General features: G+C 64.3%; 23 protein-coding genes and 2 tRNA genes. 10 read left to right on the top strand and 15 right to left on the bottom strand.

Annotated features, from left to right (window positions below):
- Positions 1–95: 95 nt before the first annotated feature.
- Positions 96–181: transfer RNA gene (locus ACVIN2_RS36955), tRNA-Tyr, on the bottom strand.
- 206 nt (positions 182–387) lie between these two features.
- Here ACVIN2_RS36955 and rlmB point away from each other — a divergent pair.
- Positions 388–1,218: a 23S rRNA (guanosine(2251)-2'-O)-methyltransferase RlmB gene (rlmB, locus tag ACVIN2_RS36950; protein WP_456769380.1), complete on the top strand. Its 831-nt coding sequence runs from the start codon at positions 388–390 to the stop codon at positions 1,216–1,218.
- 157 nt (positions 1,219–1,375) lie between these two features.
- Here rlmB and ACVIN2_RS36945 read toward each other — a convergent pair whose 3' ends face one another.
- The gene (locus ACVIN2_RS36945) at positions 1,376–1,909 is read right to left on the bottom strand and encodes a hypothetical protein (RefSeq protein ID WP_247819142.1); all 534 of its coding nucleotides are present in this window, start codon (positions 1,907–1,909) and stop codon (positions 1,376–1,378) included.
- Positions 1,910–1,948: 39 nt separating this feature from the next.
- Positions 1,949–2,434 carry a hypothetical protein gene (locus ACVIN2_RS36940; protein ID WP_456769379.1) on the bottom strand — a complete coding sequence of 162 codons (486 nt, stop codon included), beginning with the start codon at positions 2,432–2,434 and terminating at the stop codon, positions 1,949–1,951.
- Positions 2,435–2,718: 284 nt separating this feature from the next.
- On the opposite strand from ACVIN2_RS36940, the gene ACVIN2_RS36935 reads away from it, so the two are divergent.
- Together ACVIN2_RS36935 and ACVIN2_RS36930 are read left to right on the top strand one after the other, a co-directional pair.
- The gene (locus ACVIN2_RS36935) at positions 2,719–3,228 is read left to right on the top strand and encodes a hypothetical protein (RefSeq protein WP_456769378.1); all 510 of its coding nucleotides are present in this window, start codon (positions 2,719–2,721) and stop codon (positions 3,226–3,228) included.
- A 165-nt stretch (positions 3,229–3,393) separates the two neighbouring features.
- Positions 3,394–3,468 (top strand) — tRNA-Thr (locus ACVIN2_RS36930).
- Positions 3,469–3,548: 80 nt separating this feature from the next.
- Here ACVIN2_RS36930 and ACVIN2_RS36925 read toward each other — a convergent pair.
- The 6 genes from ACVIN2_RS36925 to ACVIN2_RS36900 form a co-directional block, all read right to left on the bottom strand.
- A complete protein-coding gene (locus ACVIN2_RS36925; RefSeq protein WP_456769377.1) occupies positions 3,549–3,776 on the bottom strand; it encodes a DUF6894 family protein in 228 nt (75 codons plus the stop codon).
- Between the two features lie 3 nt (positions 3,777–3,779).
- Positions 3,780–4,511, bottom strand: coding sequence for a Crp/Fnr family transcriptional regulator (locus tag ACVIN2_RS36920; RefSeq protein WP_456769376.1), 732 nt, complete (start codon positions 4,509–4,511; stop codon positions 3,780–3,782).
- Between the two features lie 176 nt (positions 4,512–4,687).
- Positions 4,688–5,101, bottom strand: a complete 414-nt coding sequence (locus tag ACVIN2_RS36915) for a GFA family protein (RefSeq protein WP_456769375.1) — start codon at positions 5,099–5,101, stop codon at positions 4,688–4,690.
- A 75-nt stretch (positions 5,102–5,176) separates the two neighbouring features.
- Positions 5,177–7,015: an outer membrane protein assembly factor BamB family protein gene (locus tag ACVIN2_RS36910; protein ID WP_456769374.1), complete on the bottom strand. Its 1,839-nt coding sequence runs from the start codon at positions 7,013–7,015 to the stop codon at positions 5,177–5,179.
- Positions 7,016–7,117: 102 nt separating this feature from the next.
- Positions 7,118–7,831: a class I SAM-dependent methyltransferase gene (locus tag ACVIN2_RS36905; RefSeq protein ID WP_456769373.1), complete on the bottom strand. Its 714-nt coding sequence runs from the start codon at positions 7,829–7,831 to the stop codon at positions 7,118–7,120.
- 257 nt (positions 7,832–8,088) lie between these two features.
- Positions 8,089–9,786, bottom strand: coding sequence for a methyl-accepting chemotaxis protein (locus ACVIN2_RS36900; protein ID WP_456769372.1), 1,698 nt, complete (start codon positions 9,784–9,786; stop codon positions 8,089–8,091).
- 264 nt (positions 9,787–10,050) lie between these two features.
- Here ACVIN2_RS36900 and ACVIN2_RS36895 point away from each other — a divergent pair, with 264 nt between their 5' ends.
- Positions 10,051–10,230 carry a hypothetical protein gene (locus ACVIN2_RS36895; protein WP_456769371.1) on the top strand — a complete coding sequence of 60 codons (180 nt, stop codon included), beginning with the start codon at positions 10,051–10,053 and terminating at the stop codon, positions 10,228–10,230.
- Between the two features lie 3 nt (positions 10,231–10,233).
- Here the strand turns inward: ACVIN2_RS36895 and ACVIN2_RS36890 are convergent, their stop codons facing one another.
- A complete protein-coding gene (locus ACVIN2_RS36890; protein ID WP_007602663.1) occupies positions 10,234–10,398 on the bottom strand; it encodes a hypothetical protein in 165 nt (54 codons plus the stop codon).
- Between the two features lie 102 nt (positions 10,399–10,500).
- On the opposite strand from ACVIN2_RS36890, the gene ACVIN2_RS36885 reads away from it, so the two are divergent.
- The gene (locus ACVIN2_RS36885) at positions 10,501–10,866 is read left to right on the top strand and encodes a hypothetical protein (protein WP_456769370.1); all 366 of its coding nucleotides are present in this window, start codon (positions 10,501–10,503) and stop codon (positions 10,864–10,866) included.
- 303 nt (positions 10,867–11,169) lie between these two features.
- The gene (locus ACVIN2_RS36880) at positions 11,170–11,424 is read left to right on the top strand and encodes a hypothetical protein (RefSeq protein WP_456769369.1); all 255 of its coding nucleotides are present in this window, start codon (positions 11,170–11,172) and stop codon (positions 11,422–11,424) included.
- A gap of 39 nt (positions 11,425–11,463) precedes the next feature.
- Here ACVIN2_RS36880 and ACVIN2_RS36875 read toward each other — a convergent pair whose 3' ends face one another.
- The 4 genes from ACVIN2_RS36875 to ACVIN2_RS36860 all read right to left on the bottom strand — a co-directional run bounded on the left by ACVIN2_RS36875 (position 11,464) and on the right by ACVIN2_RS36860 (position 14,152).
- Positions 11,464–11,706: a hypothetical protein gene (locus tag ACVIN2_RS36875; RefSeq protein ID WP_456769368.1), complete on the bottom strand. Its 243-nt coding sequence runs from the start codon at positions 11,704–11,706 to the stop codon at positions 11,464–11,466.
- Positions 11,707–11,959: 253 nt separating this feature from the next.
- Complete coding sequence (locus tag ACVIN2_RS36870; protein WP_456769367.1) at positions 11,960–12,667, bottom strand: outer membrane protein; 708 nt, start codon at positions 12,665–12,667, stop codon at positions 11,960–11,962.
- A 289-nt stretch (positions 12,668–12,956) separates the two neighbouring features.
- Positions 12,957–13,352: a hypothetical protein gene (locus ACVIN2_RS36865; RefSeq protein ID WP_456769869.1), complete on the bottom strand. Its 396-nt coding sequence runs from the start codon at positions 13,350–13,352 to the stop codon at positions 12,957–12,959.
- 386 nt (positions 13,353–13,738) lie between these two features.
- Positions 13,739–14,152: a His-rich protein BRANT gene (locus ACVIN2_RS36860; protein ID WP_456769366.1), complete on the bottom strand. Its 414-nt coding sequence runs from the start codon at positions 14,150–14,152 to the stop codon at positions 13,739–13,741.
- A 252-nt stretch (positions 14,153–14,404) separates the two neighbouring features.
- Here ACVIN2_RS36860 and ACVIN2_RS36855 point away from each other — a divergent pair, with 252 nt between their 5' ends.
- Both ACVIN2_RS36855 and ACVIN2_RS36850 read left to right on the top strand, forming a co-directional pair.
- Positions 14,405–14,947 carry a tetratricopeptide repeat protein gene (locus tag ACVIN2_RS36855; protein ID WP_456769365.1) on the top strand — a complete coding sequence of 181 codons (543 nt, stop codon included), beginning with the start codon at positions 14,405–14,407 and terminating at the stop codon, positions 14,945–14,947.
- 109 nt (positions 14,948–15,056) lie between these two features.
- Positions 15,057–16,445, top strand: coding sequence for a serine hydrolase domain-containing protein (locus ACVIN2_RS36850; protein ID WP_456769364.1), 1,389 nt, complete (start codon positions 15,057–15,059; stop codon positions 16,443–16,445).
- Here the strand turns inward: ACVIN2_RS36850 and ACVIN2_RS36845 are convergent.
- A complete protein-coding gene (locus ACVIN2_RS36845; protein ID WP_456769363.1) occupies positions 16,432–17,997 on the bottom strand; it encodes a S10 family peptidase in 1,566 nt (521 codons plus the stop codon). The genes ACVIN2_RS36850 and ACVIN2_RS36845 overlap by 14 nt on opposite strands.
- 255 nt (positions 17,998–18,252) lie before the next feature.
- On the opposite strand from ACVIN2_RS36845, the gene ACVIN2_RS36840 reads away from it, so the two are divergent.
- Positions 18,253–19,032, top strand: a complete 780-nt coding sequence (locus tag ACVIN2_RS36840) for an NAD kinase (protein ID WP_007602648.1) — start codon at positions 18,253–18,255, stop codon at positions 19,030–19,032.
- Positions 19,033–19,120: 88 nt separating this feature from the next.
- Positions 19,121–19,666: a response regulator gene (locus ACVIN2_RS36835; RefSeq protein ID WP_007611745.1), complete on the top strand. Its 546-nt coding sequence runs from the start codon at positions 19,121–19,123 to the stop codon at positions 19,664–19,666.
- Positions 19,667–19,682 lie beyond the last annotated feature (16 nt).

The raw sequence follows: 19,682 nt of genomic DNA, 5'->3' as shown, positions 1-19,682 counted from the left end.
GCCCTACGGGCTACGGCGCGACAGCCTTCGCTCACTTCGCGCCATGACCATCGGTGCCGGCTTGCCAAGCCGTAGCTCGCGAAGCGAGCGAAGGCTGGTGGGGGAGGCAGGACTCGAACCTGCGAAGCCATAAGGCGGCTGATTTACAGTCAGCTCCCTTTGCCACTCGGGACACTCCCCCGCTCGACGGCAGCACAATCGGGCCGGACCTTGCCGGCGACCGAAGACGGCCATGGAACGTGAAGGCCGCGACAGCCCGGATGGGGGCGCGACCGGGCGCGGTTATCGGCGAAGCGATGGGGTAAAGTCAACCGAGGCGAACAGCTAAAATCGCCCCCGAAGCCACCCAAATTGCCATATTCCGGGACCCGTGACACAAGCGAGCCCATGAAGGATCGAAAATTCAACCCGAGGGGCCCCCGTGGCGGGTCTAAGCCCTTCAACAGGCCCGGAAAATCGGCCGGTCGCCCGCCTCGGCGCGAGCGCGATTCGGACACCGACGGTCCCGTCATCCTCTACGGCTGGCACACCGTCACCATGGCGCTCGCCAACCCCCAGCGGCAGATCCGCAAGCTGACGCTGACCGAGAACGCCGCAAGGCGTCTGGCGGACGAGAACATCGCGATCCCGGTCACGCCCGAGATCGTCCGGCCCCAGGAGATCGACCGGCTGCTGTCGCCCGACGCCGTGCACCAGGGCCTGCTCGCCGAGGCCGACCCCCTGCCCTCGCCAGACATCGAGGATCTGGAGCAGGACGGCATCGTGCTGGTGCTCGACCAGATCACCGACCCGCACAATGTCGGCGCGATCCTGCGCTCGGCGGCGGCGTTTGCGGTGAAGGCGATCGTCACCACCGCCCGCCACAGTCCGGAAGCGACCGGCGTGCTGGCCAAGGCCGCCTCCGGCGCGCTGGAGCTGGTCCCGATGGTGACGGTGCAAAACCTCGCCCGCGCATTGACCACGCTGAACGAGCTCGGCTTCCAGACCGTCGGGCTGGACAGTGAAGGCAGCGCGGATCTTTCAGAGGTCACCCTGCGCGAGCCGCTCGCGCTGGTGCTGGGCGCGGAAGGCAAGGGCCTGCGGCAATTGACGCGCGAGACCTGCAGCGTCGTGGCGCGGCTCGACATGCCCGGCGAGATCAAGAGCCTCAACGTCTCGAATGCCGCCGTGCTCTCGCTCTATGTCGGCGCCAGCCGGCTCGGGCTGATGAAGCGCTAAGAGCGTTTTCGAGCGAAGTGGATACCGGTTCGCGTAAAGAAAACGCGTCAAATAGAATCTAGAGCCATGTTCCGATTTCATCGGAACTGGCTCTAACAAAACAAAACGCCCGTCCGCATCGCGGACGGGCGTCTCGTTGACTCAACCGATCAAGCGATCAGTAATAGCGGCGCAGCACGCGGTGGCCGCCATAGTACGGCGCATGGCGCGGAGCGTAGCCGTAGCGCGGACCGTAGCCGTAATGCGTGCGCGGCAGATAGCCGGCGCGCGGGCCGTAGCCGTAGCGATACGGACGGTAATACGGGCGGCGATAGGGATAGGCGGCCGGCGCTTCGACCGCGGCGGCGCGATAGCCATAGCCGTGCCCATAACCATAGCCACGGCCGTAGCCGTAATTGGCGGGCGCAACCACCGCGTCCTCACGGTAGGTCGGATACGGCGCGAAGGCACCTGGGCCGGTGTAGGTCGGGCCCTGGTTGACGTGATAATATTGCGTGGTGGGCTCGGCGAGACGCTCATAGGCGCCGTAGCCGTAGCCGTAGCCGGCCCCGTAACCGCCACAACCGGTGTTGCAGCCGGAATAGACCGGCGCGACCGGCTGGCACGGATTGAAGCCGCAGGCCGCGGCGGGCGCGGTGGCAGCGAACATCACGGCAGCCGCCGCGACCAGTCCCGAAATCATCTGACGCATTACTCTCTCCTGTTGATTGTCGTTTGTTGTTTTCGTTTCTTAACCCGGCGGCCGGCCGGGTATCTCGGCACGCGGCCGCGGCCGAGGACGCCGCGGCTGGTCGTTGATCTCAGGCGCGAGGATCACCGGCGGCGGATTGACGGGCACGTCCATCTGCGGCGGCAGCGGCGCCGATTGCGCGCCCCAGCTCTGGTAATAGCCCTCGGCGGGCTTGGGCAATTTGCGGTTCACGGGCGGCTCGACCTCGAGCCGGCCGTAGCCGGGCCGCAGGCCCAGCGTCGGATAGTAGTGGCCGACATCGGTGGGCTGGCGCTCGGCGACATAGCGCCCGCCATAGATCGTGGGCTGCACCTGGACGTTCTTCCCCAGGCCCCAGGTCCCCTCGATCACGCTATAGGACGCGTCGATATTGTTGATGATGATGGGCACGCCGGGGCGACCGGGAACGACGATATCGAAGCCGCCGCCGGCAAACGCCGTCGCGGGCAGTCCGATCAGAAAGGCAGCGAGCGCAGATGCGCGCATGAGGGGATCCCATTTATCCGGCGACAAACCTACCCGATAGCGTTGCAGAGAGGGTTAAGGCCCTCTCACCAATTGCTGGTAAGCCTAATGTGTAAGGATTGCGCGCCGCTCAAATCCTCTAAAGCGAACTAGTGAAGCATTAACGCCGGCGGCCCCTGCAGTCCGGAACCGTGGCGCGTGCTCACTTCCGTTTGACCGTCGCACACGAAAATCCGCCGGTTTCAGCGGAACGTCCGGCGTCCTCGGCGTTTAGCCCCCGTCAACAAAACGGGAGCCAAACAATCATGAATATCAAACTTCTCGGAGCCACGGCGATTGCGGCGACCCTGGTGACGGGCTCTGCCATGGCGCAGGCCGTGATCACCAATCCAGGCCGCTGCGCGGCGCAATTCCCCAACGCCAACTGCCAGAACGTCGGACCGGGAAATCCGTATACCGATAGCGGCTATCGGCATCGTCGCGTGTCCTATCGCCAGACCACCAACGGCGACTGGGATAACGACTGGAACAGGAGCCGCACCGGCTTCTGGCCGACCGACGTCGCCACCGGCGCGGTCGGAGCAGCCGCTGGCGTAGCCGGCGCAGCCATCGGGACTGCGGGCGCGATCGCAACCGCCCCGTTCCGTGCCCCGCACGACGCCTACGCCTACGACAATGGTTGGGATAATTCGTGGAATAATTCTTGGGACAACCGCGGCTGGGACACCCGCACCTACGCCCAGCGCAACGGTTTCGTCTGCACGCCCGGCACCTGGTTCAAGGGCGAAGACGGCCGCCGGCACATCTGCCAGTAAAGCGGTTTGAACCGACGTGACAGATCAGGCGGCTTTCGGGCCGCCTGATTCATGTCTGCATCAGGGATCGCGGGTTCTGGCACTTTCCGATCAAGTCTGGTATTGCGGCGCGCACGGGCGGACAGCCCCGGCATACGCCGGCCCCGCCCCGCTTCTCCAGGCGTCGCCGGCTTAGCTCAGCGGTAGAGCAGCGGTTTTGTAAACCGAAGGTCGGGGGTTCAATCCCCTCAGCCGGCACCACCGATTTAGCCGACACCACGGCCTTATAGATCGGGGCACTCCTCCGTCTGACGACGGCCAGAATCGATCTCCAAGGCAAATCACGTCAGAGATTTCCGAGCGACCGTTACACTCAACTCGAGCAGCGGGTGCTTCTCGTTCCTGACTGTAATGAGGACCTGCGCCCCCTTTGCCGACGCGACGTCTCTGGCAATCGAGGTCGCCATTGCGATCGCCTCTTTTTCGGCGGCTTCCGGGCCGGGCAAATCCACCCCATCCTCGTCGACCGCAGCGAAAAAATCGTCCTTGATGTCGAAGTAGAACTTCATGGCTCAGAGCGACGGATTGAGATGAAGGTAAAGCACGTCGAAGTCTGCTATTTCGCGCAATCTGGCTTCATCAAGGATCGATATTCTTCCCCGCTCCAGGTCCAACACGCGCTGAGCACGCAGCTGCTGAACGACGCGATTCATGTGAACCACACTCGTGCCGACGGCGTCGGCGAGGAGTGCCTGAGAGGCCGGAAAATCGAAGGACAGGCCGTCCGCTCGGCCGATTGCCTTCAATCTGGTGTAAAGCTCAAGCACGAGATGCGCCACGCGGCTTGTGGCTTCGCGTTGACCGACGTTGCAAATCCACTCCCGGAAGATCGCGGCGTCGGTCAGTGTATCGCGCCAAAGCGCTTCGGCCACGTTGGGCCGCTTTCTTATCAGTGAGCGCACCGCTGCATGCGGAATGAAGCCGAGAACGCTATCGCCCAGCGTGCTGACGTCATGGTCCATCACATGTAGAAAGAGGCCCTGCAGATCGGGAATGTCGCCGGGTTGGTGAAAGGCCATGATTTGGCGGTGGCCATTGCCGACGATCTTCGATCTCAGGATAAAGCCATCAACGACAAGGCAGCATGCCGAAGGTCGATCTCCAAGAGAAACGACCGGTTGACCGCCAGCCATCCGTTTCACCGTGATTGGCAGATCACGGATAGCGACCTCGTCCTCTTCGTCAATTTCGGTGCTGACCCGCAACCGCTTCAAGAAAGGTTCAAAAATTTCCGCGTTATTCATCGTTAGCTCCGGTCGGCAAACGAGTTTTTGTCAAGTTCGTTCCAAACCCGGACCGCTAGCTATTGTCTCACGCGAAGCAGAGGGACTGCCGCAAATTCCAACCCTCGGCGGAACCACGGGAACGGCGTCAATTCATCACGTCACGAAGCCTTGGCGCGAAATTTGACGCGCAACGCTCACTTCGAATGCTTCGGCGCGCTGCTCTGCTGGAAGTGCTCAGCGCCTGATATTTCCACCCAGGCATGTTTCGACTGTTCGAAAACCGAGCGGATGGGCGCCGGGAAATTCGGATCCGCGATGGCGCCGACGGCAACGCCGATCATCGCCGGCAGATTGTCCGCCTTCCAATAGACCGTCGAACCGCACGCGGGGCAAAAATAGCTGCGGACCTTGCCGCCGCTTGCGGCTGTCCGGACGTATTCGTTCGACGTCCCTGAGATCGTGACGCCCTCCGCCGGATAGAACGCACCGACGCCGAACGGCGCACCGGTTCGACGCTGGCAGTCAAAGCAGTGGCAGGCGACGACGAGGCTGGAAGGTCCTGGAAGCGACAGCGCCAGAGCGCCGCAACGACATCTCGCGCCGATCATCGAAACTCCTTCGTCCTCAGTTGGCTGACGGGTTCTGTCGCTCGGCTGGGGCGCAGGGCGATCCAGGACGGACCCTCACTCCTTCGCAACCTCGAACGCCAGCAATGCGTTGCCGGCGACGCCGCCCCACTGGCCGTAGCCGGAATTGGTGTAGAGCATGCCGCCGGCGATGATTGGCCCGGGGCCGTCGATCGCGCCGCCGTGAGCAGGGGCGCCGTTCACCGTCGTATAGTCTCGCGCCGTGTCGTACTCCCACAACAGCTTTCCGTCGGCTGTCGCGTACGCGCGCAGGAAGCCGCTGACGCCGCCGGAAAACACGACACCGGGGATCAGGCTCACGGCAGCCGACAGCGCAGGGCTGCATTGGAGGCGATCGCCACAAGCGACAGGAGGTACTTCCATCGCAATTTTTCCACTGGCGAGGTCGAGGCCGAAGAGACCACCGCCTTGGGTGGAATCGAGCCGCCGCGTGCCATCGCGCAGGAACCGCACGTCGGAGTTCGCGACATAGATGCGATCCTGGTCGGCGGCCGAGCCCCACTCGCTGCCGCCGAGCGCACCGCCCTTCCCGATCCGCGTCTGCCACAGAATCTTGCCGCCATCATCAGGATCGAGCGCGTGCACGACGCCGGACTTCTGCGCGATGGCAAGAACGCGCCTGCCATCGCGCAAGGTCACGAGAATCGGCGACTGGCCAAAATCGTGGTCAGGCCCGTGATCTTCAGGACAATTGGTCTTATCCGTGCCAAAGCACGCGACAATGAAGGCGTCGCTCGGGGTCGCCTGCTGCTTCCAGAGCAGCTTACCGGTCGCAAGCTCGAAAGCGAGGACCGCATCGGCAGTTGCGGCCGGCGGATTCGAATAGGAATTGCTGGTCGCGACGTAGACGGCGTTGCGTTTCGGATCAATCGTCGGTGCCGACCACACCGCCGCGCCGGACGGGCCGAACAGTTGCGTGCCTCTTGCATTCTTGCCAGTCGGGTGCGGCACCTCCGGAATCGTGTAGGCCTGCCACACCTGCTTGCCGGTCACAGCCTCGAGCGCGACCACGCTGCCGCGGAAAGTACAGCATTCGTAACTGGCCTGCGAACCGGAGGCCTCCTCGAGCGAGGAGACCGGGACGTAGAGCACGCCGGAATGTAGCGTCGGCGCTCCGGTGATGCGCGCTGCCGGATGCTCCTCGATCTTCGTCTTCCAGATCAGCGCGCCAGTCAGTGCGTTCACCGCATAGGCATTGGCGCGCAAGTCACCGAAGAAGATCGCGAACTGATCGGTGCCGGGAAGCGGCCCGAAGCTGATCGCCGCGCGCACGGCAGCATCAGTCGGCAGCGTCCACAGCGTGCAGCCGCTTCGCGCATCGAGCGCGTGCACCTTGCGGTCAGTGCCGCCGATGAACAGCAGACCGCCCACGATCGTCGGCGGCGCAAACGACACCGAGGCGCCAGGAAAGGCATAAGCCCATTTCAGCCGCAGGCGCGGCACCTCTTCCGCGGTCAGGCCGGCCATGTCGGCCGGCTGGAAGCGGCTGTTGCCAGCGTCGACACCCCACCCATTCCAGCGCGGACCATCGAGTGGTTGCGGAAAGAAGTTGACCTGCTGCGTGCAGCGTCCCTCCGCATCGACTACTTTGTCGCCCACCGCGGCCTTGCCGGTGACGAAGGCAGCAATCGCGCGCCGTTCCGATTCGCTGCGGTCCTTCGCCATCGCCGCCATGCTGCCGGAAGTCAGCGTTCCCAGCACATGGTCGAACGACATCCCCTGCATGGCGCCGCGGCCTGGCACACGGCTCTGGCCATCGCCGCCATCGTGGCATTGCGCGCAGTGGCTTGCGTAGAGCACAGCGCCGTCCTGCTGCGCCAGCGCGGGCGCGCAGCACCAGACCAGGATGGCGAGGACCACAACACTCGGTCTCATGGCGTGCTCCGGCATCGTCCCCGCAATACGAGACGGCATCATGCAACCCAAAGTATAGCGCGACGGCAATCACTGACGCAACGGACGTTCCGCTCGCGTCCGTCACATCTCCGGGGCAGTGAGGACACGATCGGGCAGTTCATTCATTGCCCACAGCCCGAGGCTCTTGTCGCGCCAGCCGCCACCGCCCTCTTCGCAATGCTCGTTGATCAGCTCGCGCGGCGCCGGCCAATCGAACGGCGCCTTCTCCATGTTCAGCGCGCGCCAGTCGCCGTCCTCGCAATCGCGATTGCCGTCCCATTCTGGAAATGTCGTGACCAGCAGGAAATGCGCGCCGCTGGCGCGGAAGTTCGCGACGGCGCGAACGATGTTGTCGAAGCTCAAATGCACCAGGCAGTCCCGGCACAGAACGACATCCGCGCGCGGCAGTGCATCGCGCGTGATGTCGGTAACGAGAAATCGGTCGGACAACTCGCCGGCCGCGACGCGCTGGCGATTGGCCGCGATCAGCGACGGCACGACGTCGATGCCGGTGTAGTCGAGATGCAGCTTCATGCGGCCGATCCAGCCCGCGTCCCCGCAGGGCGCGTCGAGCAGCGAGCGCGCGCCGAGCCGTTGCAACAGGAGGGGAAGCGCCTTGCGGACCGCGGCGGTCGCGGGATCCTCGGAGCCGAGGCCCGAGACCGAGGTGGCCGCGCCCCACAGGTTGGTCTTTTCGATCCGCTCGAACCGCGCGGCGAGATCGAGGCCCGCGAAATTATCGCGGTCGGCGGCGAAGCGCTCATGGGCGAGCACGGGTGGACGGTTGGAGATCATGGACGGGATGTGAATTCCGGCGCAGCCGCACTATACAGGCAAAGCGAGCGGTCCGAAACGGTCCGCAAGCGAACCTGCTTACATCATCTGTCGCCTCTGGCCCACATGCGCTCCACCACAACCAAAGAGAAGGCCAGGATCGCCGCCGGTGCGGCGACGGCCGTCGTCATGACGGCCGTTCTGTTCGCGATCGCAATGGGATTTCTGCTGGCGCTGTAACCGCTAACGGCGCGATCGACGAAAGCCGCCGCGCAGACCTACGCGGCGCGCACCGTCTGCAAGAACTTCCCGACTTCGTCCTTCAGCCGGTTGCTATCGGTCGCCAGCATCTTGGCGGTGGAAAGCACCTGCGAGGAGGCCGAGCCGGTCTCGGCTGCACCGCGCTGCACGTCGGCGATGTTGGTGGAGACCTGCTGGGTGCCGTGGGCGGCCTGCTGCACGTTGCGCGAGATCTCCTGGGTCGCAGCGCCCTGCTCCTCGACGGCCGCGGCAATGGTCGACGACACTTCGGAGAGCCGCTCGATCGTCGCGGAGATGTCGCGGATCGCGTTGACGGATTCCTGCGTCGCGGTCTGGATGCCGGAAATCTGCTGGCTGATCTCGCCGGTCGCCTTGGCGGTCTGCTCGGCCAGCGTCTTCACCTCGGAGGCGACGACGGCGAAGCCGCGGCCGGCCTCGCCGGCGCGTGCCGCCTCGATCGTGGCGTTGAGCGCCAGGAGGTTGGTCTGGCCGGCAATGGTGTTGATCAGCTCGACGACGTCGCCGATGCGCGTCGCCGCAACCGAGAGCTCGCTGACGCGCACCGTCGTGGTGCGGGCCTGGGTGACGGCCTCGCCCGCCATCCGTGCCGATTCCTGCACCTGGCGACTGATCTCGTTGACCGAGGAAGACAGCTCCTCCGTGGCGGTCGCAACGGACTGCACGTTGCTGGTGGCTTCACCAGAGGCGATTGCGACGACCGAGGTCAGCTCCTGCGCACGCTGCGCGGTGGTGGCCAGCGTCGAGGACGACGCTTCGAGCTCGGTGGACGCCGAGCCTACTGTCTCGATGATCTCGCCGACCGCGCGCTCAAAGCCGTCGGCAAGGTTGACCATGTCGCGCTTGCGCTGATCGGAGGCCTGCTTCTCCACTTCGACCTGCGAAGCCTTGAGGCGCTCGACCTCGATCCCGTTGGTTTTGAAGATTTCGACCGTCTTCGCCATGTCGCCGATCTCGTCGCGGCGGTCCTTCTCGGGCACCTCGGTCTTGAGATCGTTGCGGGCAAGGCCCTCCATGGCGAGCTTGAGGCGGGCAATCGGCCGGGACATCGCATTGAGGCCGATGAACAGTGCGATCGCGATCCCCAGGATCAGGCCGCCGGCGCTGACGCCGATCACAGTCCAGGTCGCGGATTTGGCGTCGCGGTTGATGGCGTCCTTGCGTTTGGCGACCGCCTCTGCGGTCTCGCCCACGAACTTTGCAATGCGCCCCAGGGCCGCATCCATCACCGGGTCGCACTCCTTGTGCGCGCGTTCGGATGCCTTGGCGTTCTCTTCCGGACTGCTTGCGAGCGAGCCTGCCTTCAGCACCGGATCGCAGCCGGCGAACACCGCCTTCAACTGATCGCCGATGCTCTTGATCTGGCTCGCGCGCGCGGGATCGTCCTGCTCGGCTGCATCGAGGTATTGGCGGATCTCGTCGCGGTTCTGGGTCGCGGTCTTGAGACGGTTGGCGTTGCCCGCCTCCGTCGCCTCGGTGAAGACCGCATAGAGCGCTGCATGATAGGTCTCTGCGCGGCGCTGGGCCCGCGTCAGGTTGAGCGCCGAGGATTGTGCTGCGGAAAGCTCGGCGAAGCCGTCGACCGTTGCCGAGAGCTCGCGCGTGCCGAAGCCCGCGACGGCGACCATGGCAAAGCCCATCACGGCGACGATCAGCGCGACCTTCCACACGATTTTCAGATTGTTCAAAACGCTCATTGCAGCCGCCCCAGTGATTTTCTGCCGATGCATATTCCCAGCACCGTGCATTGGAACCGGCCGACGTTAAGATTTGATGCCGAATGTTCCGGGTAGTTTTACGGAAAACTAACTATTTGGGCTTCCGCCGTAAGCTTGGTGTAAGCTTCAGCCTATTCCGGGGTGCGAGCCGGGCTTGGGGTGTGAGCCGGGCTTGGAAAACCGGAACCGGTCGCCGGCGTCGTCCGTTGTCGGCCCATGCGGATCAGGGAAGAAAACCGAAACATGTTTCTGCTGGCGACGGTGACGCTGTGCTGTAGCGCCTTGGCAGGAGCAATTGCGCTGTTCGAAACGGCTCCGGCAAAGCAGCAGGCCCAACGGGCAGTGATCGATGTGACCGCTCCGACGCCGGTTCGGGTGGTCGGGGCTCCGTTCGAGCCCAACCTCAATCCGCGGGAGCGCTAGCCCTCACCCCGGCGAGACGTCGGCGCCCTCCTCGGGACGGCGTTTGGCGCGGGCCAACTCCTCAACGAACGCGATCACCTCCGCCCGTTTGTCGGGCGGCAGCGACAGGAACGCGCGGACGAGCCTCAAGCCCTCGGCTTCGGCTGAATGGTCTGCTTTGGCATCCATTCCCCACTGTCGGGCGGCCGGGAAAAATATGCAATCCCCCACCCAACACCTTCTTGATTCGGCCGGCCAGCTTTGCTGGAATGACCCCGACAGGGGTGCACCATGAAGTGGATCACGGAACGCGACGCGCTGATCGCGCAGACAATGGCCTTCGTCCAATCGGTAACCGGCAAAAAGGATGACTTGCATCCACCGGAGATCCCGACGGCGACAGTGGCCGCGTCGGTGCAGATCGTCCCCGTCAACACCGTCGTCGAGAGCAAGCCACTTCCGCCGCAGTCCTTGCCTCTCCCGCCGCAGCGCGCGGCGAGCCACGACGTCCGCACCGAGATGCAGGCCCGCATCGCCAATTTCCGCAAGCATCAGGAGCGGTTCGAGCGCGAGCGCGAGGAATATTGCGCGGCCACCCTGACCAAACTGCGCGCCGCCATTCGCGACGCCTCCCCCCGGCCACCGGCTGAAAAGTAAAGCCGGGGCCTCCCGTCGCGGGCTACAGCCAGGACCACACCAGCCAGAGATTGGCCGCGCAGGCGCCGAACAGGGCCAGCGTGAGGGGCAGCAGCATGTGCCCGCAAGAGGTTTTCAGGTCGGTCGTCATGGCCGAAAACATCCCCTGATTCCGCCAAATGAGTCCCAGGGATTCTTTTTTTCGGGATTCAGGACTCGTTAAGGACTCAGGCCCCGGCGACCCTGATCACGGCCGCGTGATCGACCGGCAATCGGAACCCCTCCCCCGCAAAGTCGTTAACGCGCTTTCCGGGAGCGGGAAGAATGCCCTACGCCCTGTTCTGCAACGACGCCCAGATCAGCAAGGCCTATCCTGATGAGTCCGACGTCTGGAGGCTTGCGCAGCGAAGTGGTCTTGTCGTGGACGTATCCGCGGATGACAACCGCCCCGGGCCACGCCGGGTGCTCGACAATGATTACCAGATCAAGCCGTGCCGGGCCGCACAGGGCGAGGACCCGGCCCGAAACAAGGCCGAGGCCGATCGCCAGGCGAGGATGGAGCTTGAGCTGAATTCCTAAAGACGGATGAAAGGTGGGAAGCCGGAGCTCAGGAAAAGCTCAGGGCGTCGCGGTCGCGAGCGAGGCCTGCTCGCCCGCCAGAGCCACGCAGGCCTTCCGGCGATGCAGCCCACGGATCGCGCCGGTGACCTTCAGCACCTTGCCGGAGGAGCACGAGGCGTCCTTGACGAAGGCCACCTCATAGGGAGCCAGCATCAGAGGCTCGGATTTGAGGATTGTTTGGGCAGCGCACGGCAAAGTGACGAAGCACGAGAGCACCACAGCCGACACCAAGATACGCATGTCCGTCGTCCCACCAGCCCGGTAATTCTCATATAACGCGTTCCGGCGCGCGAGTTCCCTAAGCTGCAAAAATTATTTTTGCTTTACCCGAGCTCCATGACGCCCGTGAGAAAGCGCGCGCCAAAACGTTTGCTTGCAAATGACGCGCCAGATGGTTGACGCAATGCAAACGACAGAAGGCTGGCAACCGGAGCCGGCAAACGAAAGGCCGGCGGGAGCCGGCCTTTGTCAGATCGTGATCGTTGGTGGCGCGTCAGTAGCGCGAGGCTGCCGGACCGCCCCAGCCGAAGCGATAGTTCACGCCGACCTTGACGGTATGCTCGTCCTCCCGGCCGCGAACGCCCACGACCTCAGCCGGACCGGAGGTGATCGTCGTGCTGCCGAAATTGTAGTACTGGTACTCGGCCTTGGCCGACCAGTTCGGCGCGAACATGTATTCGAGGCCAGCGCCGACAGTGTAGCCGTCCTTGCTGTTGCCGGTCGCGGTGAAGGGCTGCGGCACGCCGGCGACATTCACGCCAAGGCCGCCATTGCGCCAGGCATAACCGCCCTTGGCGTAAAGCAGCGCCGGTCCCCAGGTGTAGCCGATGCGACCGGTCACCGAGCCGAGCTGATCGGTGTTGGAAGTCACCTGCGTGCCCAGCGGGAACGTAGCGCCGCCATTGTTGGTCGGCAGCCAGGAATACTGGGCCTCGACACCCATGACCCAATTGGGCGCGAACTGGTAGTCGAAGCCGCCCTGGACACCGCCGAGGAAGCGCGCGTCGCTCGACTGGAAGCTGCTGTCGCCGGCAAAGGCGCCGCCGACATGGCCGCCGATGTAGAAGCCGGTCCAGTTGTAGATCACCTGCGGCGGCGTGTAGGCCGGAGCCTTGGTGTAGGTGCGCGCCTGCATGTCGGCTGCGGCAGCCGGCGCGGCCAGCGCAAGCAGGGCAACTGCACCCAGCAAAATCCTTTTCATGGTCATCCCCGTTCTTTCAAATTCGACACTCAGGAAACAACGTGGCGTGAATTGGGTTGCTTCGCGGCGATGCCGGAACGTTGATCGTTCGTGACTGTGACGGAGCGGCAACAGCGCGATTTTGTTCCGTCCCGCAGGCTCGTACCGACGGTTTTTTTCCGCCGGAAACAGAACCTGCCGTAACGATTAGTCGCAACGCAAAACCCCGCCGTTCAAAGCTCCCCGAAATGTGATCCGGCAGCTCCGGCGGGCTCTGTCCTATCACCAAGCGATGAAGGTGGGCTTTGCGCTACCGCGTCATCTTTTCAAGTTCTGGAAAGGGTACGTAAACCGCGCCCGCGCACAGCTCGCTGGCGCGATCGACGACGCGGTCCGCCCGGCCGTTGACGAAAATCACGGCGCGCTCCCTCATGGCCTTGTAAGTGCCGTCGGTCTCGCGTGGGGTGAAGTGCAGGCAGCTGACAAAGAACTGCCGACCGCCGACCTCGCGCTGCACCGGCTCGGCCATGCTGGCGTCACGCACGCCGACGGGGTTGTTCAGATAGCTGCGCATCAAGGCCAGCGTATCGCCGCGGAAATTATCCGGGAACGGTTGTGGACCTCCGGCCTGTGTCCCGTCCATCAGGGTCGGACGGTCACCGTCGCTGCCGAAGCATCCCGTGAGCGCCAGCGGCAGTGCCAGCATCAACGCCAAGCTCACTGCGCGTTCCGCTAGCCGCCGCACCGCTTACGCTCTCCGCTCGATCAGTCTCGGAGACGTTCAGCCCCAAGGTTGCAATGATGCATGTCTACAGGTGTTTTGCCCGACGAGTCAAACGGATTCGTAAAATCCGCAGATGAGCCACCGCTTAAACCATTGATTTATCTACGACCCGCTACTGTGCATGGGGTTGTTTTCGAGGTTTTGTTTGCGGCCGCCAAATCTGGGACGTTGCTCGCGGGCTTCAGCATGGTCGTACCGGCCCGTCGCCAGCACCTCGAGCTTTCGCGCAAGGCGTGACGAACGGGCCGGCCTGAATTCCTCACGCGGCGGCTGGGCAATGCTAGAACGCCGCCGCGCAGGATCAGTCGTTAGCTGCGCTTCTCCATCGTCGCCGGCTTGGTCACGTCCGGCGGCGTCGTCAGCGACTTCTTCGCGGACAGATGCTTGTGGTGGTGGCGATGCGTGCGCACGGTCTTGTGCGCGTCCGGTGTGACCGCGGCGTTGGCGTTCATCGCCTTCGACTTGGTATCCACCTTGGCGTCGGCCTTGACGTCCGAAGCCTTGACGTCTGAAGCCTTGGCACCGGACGCCTTGACATCCGAAGTCTTGGCATCGGCCTTGAGGCCGGCGTCGGGTTTCGCGGCGGTGGTCGACACTTTGGTCTGGCTCTGGTCCGCCTTGATCACCGGCGTGGTCGTGGTGGTCTTGCCGGCCTCGGCTGCGAAGGCCGGGGCTGCGATCACGGAAGCTGCAAGCAAGGCTGCGGAAATGGTCTTCAACATGGTTGGTCTCCTCTTGGAAGGATCTTGAGGCGGGCGCCCTCTCGCCAACCCTTTGATCGTAGGTTGGAGCCTAGGGGGCACGCACTGAACCCAATCTGAAGCCCGCAGCAGGCTCCCGTTCATCTGGATGACAAGTTTGTCATCTGCCCGCAGGGCGAATAGGCCGGGATGCCGGGAATGTTTTCGCCTGATGGGTGTTCCGGTCTTTGGGCAATCGTGTAGGATCGCCACGTTCCATACGGGAGAACTTAGATGCGAAAACTCTCAACGCTTCTTGTGCCGGGACTTGTCGCCATGACATTGGCGGCCGGACCGGCTCTGACCAGCGCCTATGCCGCAGGTGGCGACACCCCCTCGTCTCCGCCATCGTCGGACACCTCGACCAAGAAGGGCAAGAAGAAGAGCTCCTCCGTCAACGATCCCAAATTCCTCGCCGCCTATCGCACCGCCTACACCACGATCTACGACAATCACGACTACACCGGCGCGATCGGCCAGCTGAAGTCGCTCAAGCGCGACGACGTCGCCGACGTCGCCAATTTGATCGGCTACTCCTATCGCAAACTCGGCGACTACCAGTCGTCGAAGGTCTATTACGAGCTGGCGCTGAAGGACGATCCGAACCACGTCCGCACCTGGCAGTATTACGGCCTCTGGCAGCTCGAGCAGGGCAACCGCGAGCAGGCGCAGTATCATCTGAACAAGCTCGCCTCGCTCGCCGGCACCGACAGCTCCGAATATCGTTCGCTCGCCACCGCGCTCGACAAGCCGACCGGGGCAACCCTCGTTTATTAAGAACATCGCATCTTTGAACGAAGCGAACGGGCACAACCTCAGGGCTGTGCCCGTTCTGCGTTCTCGGCTAGCCTCACGATCAAATCCTCTCCTCGCTAATCGGTGCGCAATGGACAAATGGCTGCGATCCGCGATCGACTACATCGGCTCCTGGATCGAATTCCAGCACACCACAATCCAGCAGCCGGGCGTGATCGTCGCATTCGCCCATCGCGGCGAAATCGTCGCCGAGCACGCGTTCGGCCTCGCCAATCTCGACACCGGTGAGAAGCTCACCCCGCGCCACCGCTTCCGCATCGCCTCGCACTCGAAGAGCTTCACCTCGGCCGGCATCATGAAGCTGCGCGAGCAGCGCAAGCTCCGGCTCGACGATCCCATTGGCCAATATGTCGCCGGCCTGCATCCGCGCGTCGCCGAGACGACGATTGGGCAAGTGCTCTCGCACAGCGCAGGACTGACGCGCGACGGCGCCGATTCCGGCCAGTTCATCGACAGCCGTCCCTATCTCGACGCGAGCGAGCTGCTCGCGGAATTGAAGCTGCCGACCGCGATCGAGCCAGGCACACGCTTCAAATATTCCAATCACGGCTTTGGACTGATCGGTCTCGTCATCGAGGCCGTGACGAAAGAGCCCTACCCGGTCTGGATGAAGCGCGAGATCATCGAACCGGCGGGCCTGCGCGAGACCGCGCCGGACGCGCCGCTTCCCAAGGGCGCGTCGTTCGCGCGCGGCCACACCCGCAAGCTGCCGTACGGGGAGCGATGCGTGATCCCCGGCGATAATCCCGCGCACGCGATGGCCTCCGCCGCCGGCTTCATCGCGACCGCCGCCGATACCGCCCGCTTCTACGCGCAGCTCGCGCCCAATGCGAAAAAGAGCGTGCTATCGGTTGCGAGCCGCCGCGAGATGACGCGAAACCATTGGCGCGTGCCGCAAAGCTTCGAGGCCTATTACGGTCTCGGCGTCAACGCCGGCAAAACCGACGGCTGGGATTGGTTCGGCCATGGCGGCGGCTTTCAAGGTTACATCTCCAGGACCTGCACCATCCCCGCTTGCGAGCTCGCGATCAGCATCCTCAGCAACTCCATCGACGGCGCGGCGCCGTTCTGGATGGACGGCGCGATGCAGATCCTGCGCGTCTTCCAGTCCCGTGGTGCACCCGACCGGCGCGTGCGCGACTGGACCGGCCGCTGGTGGACGATCTGGGGCGCGAACGACCTCGTGCCGGTCGGCAACCGCGTGCTGGTCGCCAATCCCCAGTTCAACAACCCGTTCATGGATGCCGCCGAGATCGAGGTGACCGGTCGCGACACCGGCAAGCTCGCCTGGGCCGCTGGCTACTCCAGCCACGGCGAGCCGGTGCGCCGCGTCCGCGACAAGCGCGGCAGGATCAGCGACATCTGGATTGCGGGCGCCAACATCAAGCCTGCGGCCGTCGTGGCGCGTGAGATCGCGCGGAGATACAAGCCGCGCAAGCGACGGCCTACTCCCGAATGAGCGCCTCGACCTCGCTCCGAAGCGCCTGCCGCGAGCCGTCGCGCGAATAGAACATGTGGCCGCCGGGATAGACCACGAACTTGACCCGCTGTGCTGCGAAGGCCGGCAACTGGTCGAGCACCCGCTTCGATCCAAAATAGGGCGTGGCGAGATCGAACAGGCCGTGCGCGACCAGCACGTTCAGCTTCGCATCCGTGGCGAGGATCTGGCGCAGCTCGGAGACCGACTGCGGCGGGTTGATGCCGCGGCCGAAATCCCAGTGACCCTCGACGGCGCCGTTCAACACCTCGTAGGAGCCATCGGGCCGCCAGTTGAGCTTGTGTGTCAACAGGTCAACCGCGGCACTCGTCAGCGGCGCCTGCAGCGCATTGCCGGAGGGATCACCGAACCGCGAGCTGCTCGAATCCGGATAGGGATCGAAGCCGCGCACCGAGGCGTCGTAGCGTCCCGTGATCTTGCCGTTCTTGCGGTCGAATTCGCGGCGGAATTCGCCGACGTCGAAGCGGCCGGCAAGCCGGCGGCTCACCGCCTGGTCGATGCCGGTGAGCTCAGCGACCTTGTCGGCAAGACGATTGGTCGCCTCCTTGTCCGCCTCGCCCTTGACGAGGTCGGCCAGGAATTCGCCGCGCGCGTAGGCCTCGACGTCGGCGAGATCGGCGCGCTTGACCGGGCCTTTCGCCTCGCGCGTCACCGCGACATAGCTCGGCAGCGTCGCGACATATTGCAGGAGGCTGGTGCCGGTGAACTCGCGGAAATCCAGCAGCGGCGACACCAGGATCAATCCCCTGACGCCGACGCCGTGCTGGAGCTGCAACTGACGCACCACCTTCGGCCCGCGAATGCCGCCATAGCTTTCGCCGGCGACGTATTTGGGCGAGGTCAACCGGTCGTGCTTCTCGAGCCAGCGGCGGATCACCAACGCGATCGAATTGACGTCGCCGTCGACGGAGTAGAACGATTTGCGCGCGTCATCGCTGCTCGCGACAAAGCGGCTGTAGCCGGTGCTGACGGGATCGATGAAGACGAGATCGGTGAAATCGAGCCAGGTCTCCGCGTTCGGCTTCACCTCGGGCGAGGCGGACGGCGACAGCGCTTCGCCATCGAGCGGCAGCCGCCACGGCCCCGCCGCGCCGAACTGGAGCCATGCCGAGGACGCACCGGGCCCGCCGTTGAACAGGAACGTCACGGGGCGCGTCGCACGGTCGGCGCCGTCGAGCTCATAGGATGTATAGGCGATGTCGGCCAGCGGCTCGCCCTTGCCGTCGAACACGCGGATCGATCCGGCGGTCGCTGCGAAATTGAGGGTACGGCCGGGAAGATCGAGCGTCTGCTTCGTGGTCGAATCCGACGGAAGACGGTGCGGCTCGGCGGATGACGACGCATTCTGCGACGCGCTTTGTGCGCCGCCGCGACTGCCCTTCTGTCCGGCTGCTGCCGCCGCATCAGCGCGCGGCTGCGGCGGATCGTCGGCGCGCGCAAATCCTGCGAGCGCGAATGCGGACACCGCCAGCACCAGGGTCGCACGGCGGAGCGCCGGCATGTTCGTGGCCATGATCGTTCTCCCTGCCCGGCGACGCCCACCGGTGCGGACCGCAAGGCTAGCGCGGAATTGCGACGGTTTGGGGGATCATGGCTCCAGCGGCGCCTGAAGAGCCCTGTTGGGCACAAATCGAGCCGGTTTCGTGCTCAAATCGAAATGGGCAGTTGCCGGTCTGGTGTGAAGGGCGGTCATCCTCGACAATCGGGGTCGAGATCGTTAGACGAGCCCGGCGGAACTTTCTCCAGCCAGCGGCCCTGCCCGGAAGCCATGACCAAGCCAGCGCGATACGACCGGATCGCCTTCGTCGCCAGCCCGAGCAGTGAGGCGCAAGCCGCCTTTGGCCAGCTCACCAGAGACTTCGGCAATTGCGATCCGAAGGACGCCGACATCGTGGTCGCACTCGGCGGCGACGGGCTCATGCTCCAGACGCTGCATCAGCACATGCATACGGGCAAGCCGATCTACGGCATGCACCGCGGCACCGTCGGCTTCCTGATGAACGAGTACTCGACGGTCGATCTTCGGGCCCGTCTCGAGGCCGCGCAGGAATCCGAGATCCATCCGCTCCTGATGCGCGCGACCGACGCCAACGACCGCGTTCACCTGCATCACGCCATCAACGAGGTCGCCCTGTTCCGGCAGACCTACCAGGCCGCGCGCCTGCGGATCCTGATCGATGAGCGCGAGCGCATGTCCGAGCTGATCGCCGACGGCATCATGGTGGCAACGCCGGCCGGCTCGACCGCCTACAATCTGTCCGCCCAGGGACCGATCCTGCCGATCAATGCCGCGCTGCTGGCGCTGACGCCGATCAGCGCCTTCCGCCCGCGACGCTGGCGCGGCGCGCTGCTGCCGAACACGGCTTACGTCGTGATCGAGGTGCTCGAGGGCGACAAGCGCCCCGTGGCGGCGGTCGCCGACCATGACGAGGTGCGCGACGTCCGCCGCGTCGAGGTGCTGTCCGACAGGACCATCTCGATGCGCATGCTGTTCGACCCCGGTCACAGCCTGGAAGAGCGCATTCTGCGCGAGCAGTTCGGCTCCTGAGCCGCCTCGCCGGACTGCCGATCGCAACCCTTCATTAACCCCCGGCGAGATATGGTTAACGAAAGTTGACCGCTCCGGCCCGGGCTCCATGTTCCGCATCGATTTCAACAAGCTGCGTTTCCTCGTCTGCGACGACAATCCGCACATGCGCCGCATCCTCCGGACGCTGCTGCATTCCTTTGGCGCGCGTGAAGTCTACGAGGCCGAGGACGGCGCCACAGCGCTGGAAATGTACAGCCATTACGTGCCCGATATCGTCATCACCGACTGGGCGATGCCGATCTTCGACGGGCTCGAACTGGCGCAGATGATCCGGCAGCCGGAATCCAAGGGCAATCCCTACGCGCCGATCATCATGCTGACCGGCCATTCCGAGAAGCGCCGCGTCACGGTGGCGCGCGATGCCGGCGTCACCGAATTCCTGGCCAAGCCGATCTCGGCCAAGGGGCTCTACCAGCGCATCCTCAACGTGGTCGCCAGTCCCCGCCCCTTCATCAAGACCAAGACCTATTTCGGCCCGGATCGCCGCCGCAACATCAACTCCGCCTATATGGGTCCCGAGCGCCGCGTCGGCGAAAAGCACGAGGTGCTGCAGCAGCCCTCGCTGCTCGACAAGGCCCGCTCCTCCATCTAGCGCAACGTCTCTCACG

Source organism: Bradyrhizobium sp. USDA 3650, from assembly GCF_054057395.1.
This window is presented reverse-complemented; position numbering and strand designations above follow the sequence as displayed.

What these genes read in the sequence shown, in the direction of transcription:
- rlmB (WP_456769380.1), top strand. Translation starts at nt 388, where the DNA reads ATGAAGGATCGAAAATTCAACCCGAGGGGCCCCCGTGGCGGGTCTAAG.
- ACVIN2_RS36945 (WP_247819142.1), bottom strand. Translation starts at nt 1,909, where the DNA reads ATGCGTCAGATGATTTCGGGACTGGTCGCGGCGGCTGCCGTGATGTTC.
- ACVIN2_RS36940 (WP_456769379.1), bottom strand. Translation starts at nt 2,434, where the DNA reads ATGCGCGCATCTGCGCTCGCTGCCTTTCTGATCGGACTGCCCGCGACG.
- ACVIN2_RS36935 (WP_456769378.1), top strand. Translation starts at nt 2,719, where the DNA reads ATGAATATCAAACTTCTCGGAGCCACGGCGATTGCGGCGACCCTGGTG.
- ACVIN2_RS36925 (WP_456769377.1), bottom strand. Translation starts at nt 3,776, where the DNA reads ATGAAGTTCTACTTCGACATCAAGGACGATTTTTTCGCTGCGGTCGAC.
- ACVIN2_RS36920 (WP_456769376.1), bottom strand. Translation starts at nt 4,511, where the DNA reads ATGAATAACGCGGAAATTTTTGAACCTTTCTTGAAGCGGTTGCGGGTC.
- ACVIN2_RS36915 (WP_456769375.1), bottom strand. Translation starts at nt 5,101, where the DNA reads ATGATCGGCGCGAGATGTCGTTGCGGCGCTCTGGCGCTGTCGCTTCCA.
- ACVIN2_RS36910 (WP_456769374.1), bottom strand. Translation starts at nt 7,015, where the DNA reads ATGAGACCGAGTGTTGTGGTCCTCGCCATCCTGGTCTGGTGCTGCGCG.
- ACVIN2_RS36905 (WP_456769373.1), bottom strand. Translation starts at nt 7,831, where the DNA reads ATGATCTCCAACCGTCCACCCGTGCTCGCCCATGAGCGCTTCGCCGCC.
- ACVIN2_RS36900 (WP_456769372.1), bottom strand. Translation starts at nt 9,786, where the DNA reads ATGAGCGTTTTGAACAATCTGAAAATCGTGTGGAAGGTCGCGCTGATC.
- ACVIN2_RS36895 (WP_456769371.1), top strand. Translation starts at nt 10,051, where the DNA reads ATGTTTCTGCTGGCGACGGTGACGCTGTGCTGTAGCGCCTTGGCAGGA.
- ACVIN2_RS36890 (WP_007602663.1), bottom strand. Translation starts at nt 10,398, where the DNA reads ATGGATGCCAAAGCAGACCATTCAGCCGAAGCCGAGGGCTTGAGGCTC.
- ACVIN2_RS36885 (WP_456769370.1), top strand. Translation starts at nt 10,501, where the DNA reads ATGAAGTGGATCACGGAACGCGACGCGCTGATCGCGCAGACAATGGCC.
- ACVIN2_RS36880 (WP_456769369.1), top strand. Translation starts at nt 11,170, where the DNA reads ATGCCCTACGCCCTGTTCTGCAACGACGCCCAGATCAGCAAGGCCTAT.
- ACVIN2_RS36875 (WP_456769368.1), bottom strand. Translation starts at nt 11,706, where the DNA reads ATGCGTATCTTGGTGTCGGCTGTGGTGCTCTCGTGCTTCGTCACTTTG.
- ACVIN2_RS36870 (WP_456769367.1), bottom strand. Translation starts at nt 12,667, where the DNA reads ATGAAAAGGATTTTGCTGGGTGCAGTTGCCCTGCTTGCGCTGGCCGCG.
- ACVIN2_RS36865 (WP_456769869.1), bottom strand. Translation starts at nt 13,352, where the DNA reads ATGCTGGCACTGCCGCTGGCGCTCACGGGATGCTTCGGCAGCGACGGT.
- ACVIN2_RS36860 (WP_456769366.1), bottom strand. Translation starts at nt 14,152, where the DNA reads ATGTTGAAGACCATTTCCGCAGCCTTGCTTGCAGCTTCCGTGATCGCA.
- ACVIN2_RS36855 (WP_456769365.1), top strand. Translation starts at nt 14,405, where the DNA reads ATGCGAAAACTCTCAACGCTTCTTGTGCCGGGACTTGTCGCCATGACA.
- ACVIN2_RS36850 (WP_456769364.1), top strand. Translation starts at nt 15,057, where the DNA reads ATGGACAAATGGCTGCGATCCGCGATCGACTACATCGGCTCCTGGATC.
- ACVIN2_RS36845 (WP_456769363.1), bottom strand. Translation starts at nt 17,997, where the DNA reads ATGGCCACGAACATGCCGGCGCTCCGCCGTGCGACCCTGGTGCTGGCG.
- ACVIN2_RS36840 (WP_007602648.1), top strand. Translation starts at nt 18,253, where the DNA reads ATGACCAAGCCAGCGCGATACGACCGGATCGCCTTCGTCGCCAGCCCG.
- ACVIN2_RS36835 (WP_007611745.1), top strand. Translation starts at nt 19,121, where the DNA reads ATGTTCCGCATCGATTTCAACAAGCTGCGTTTCCTCGTCTGCGACGAC.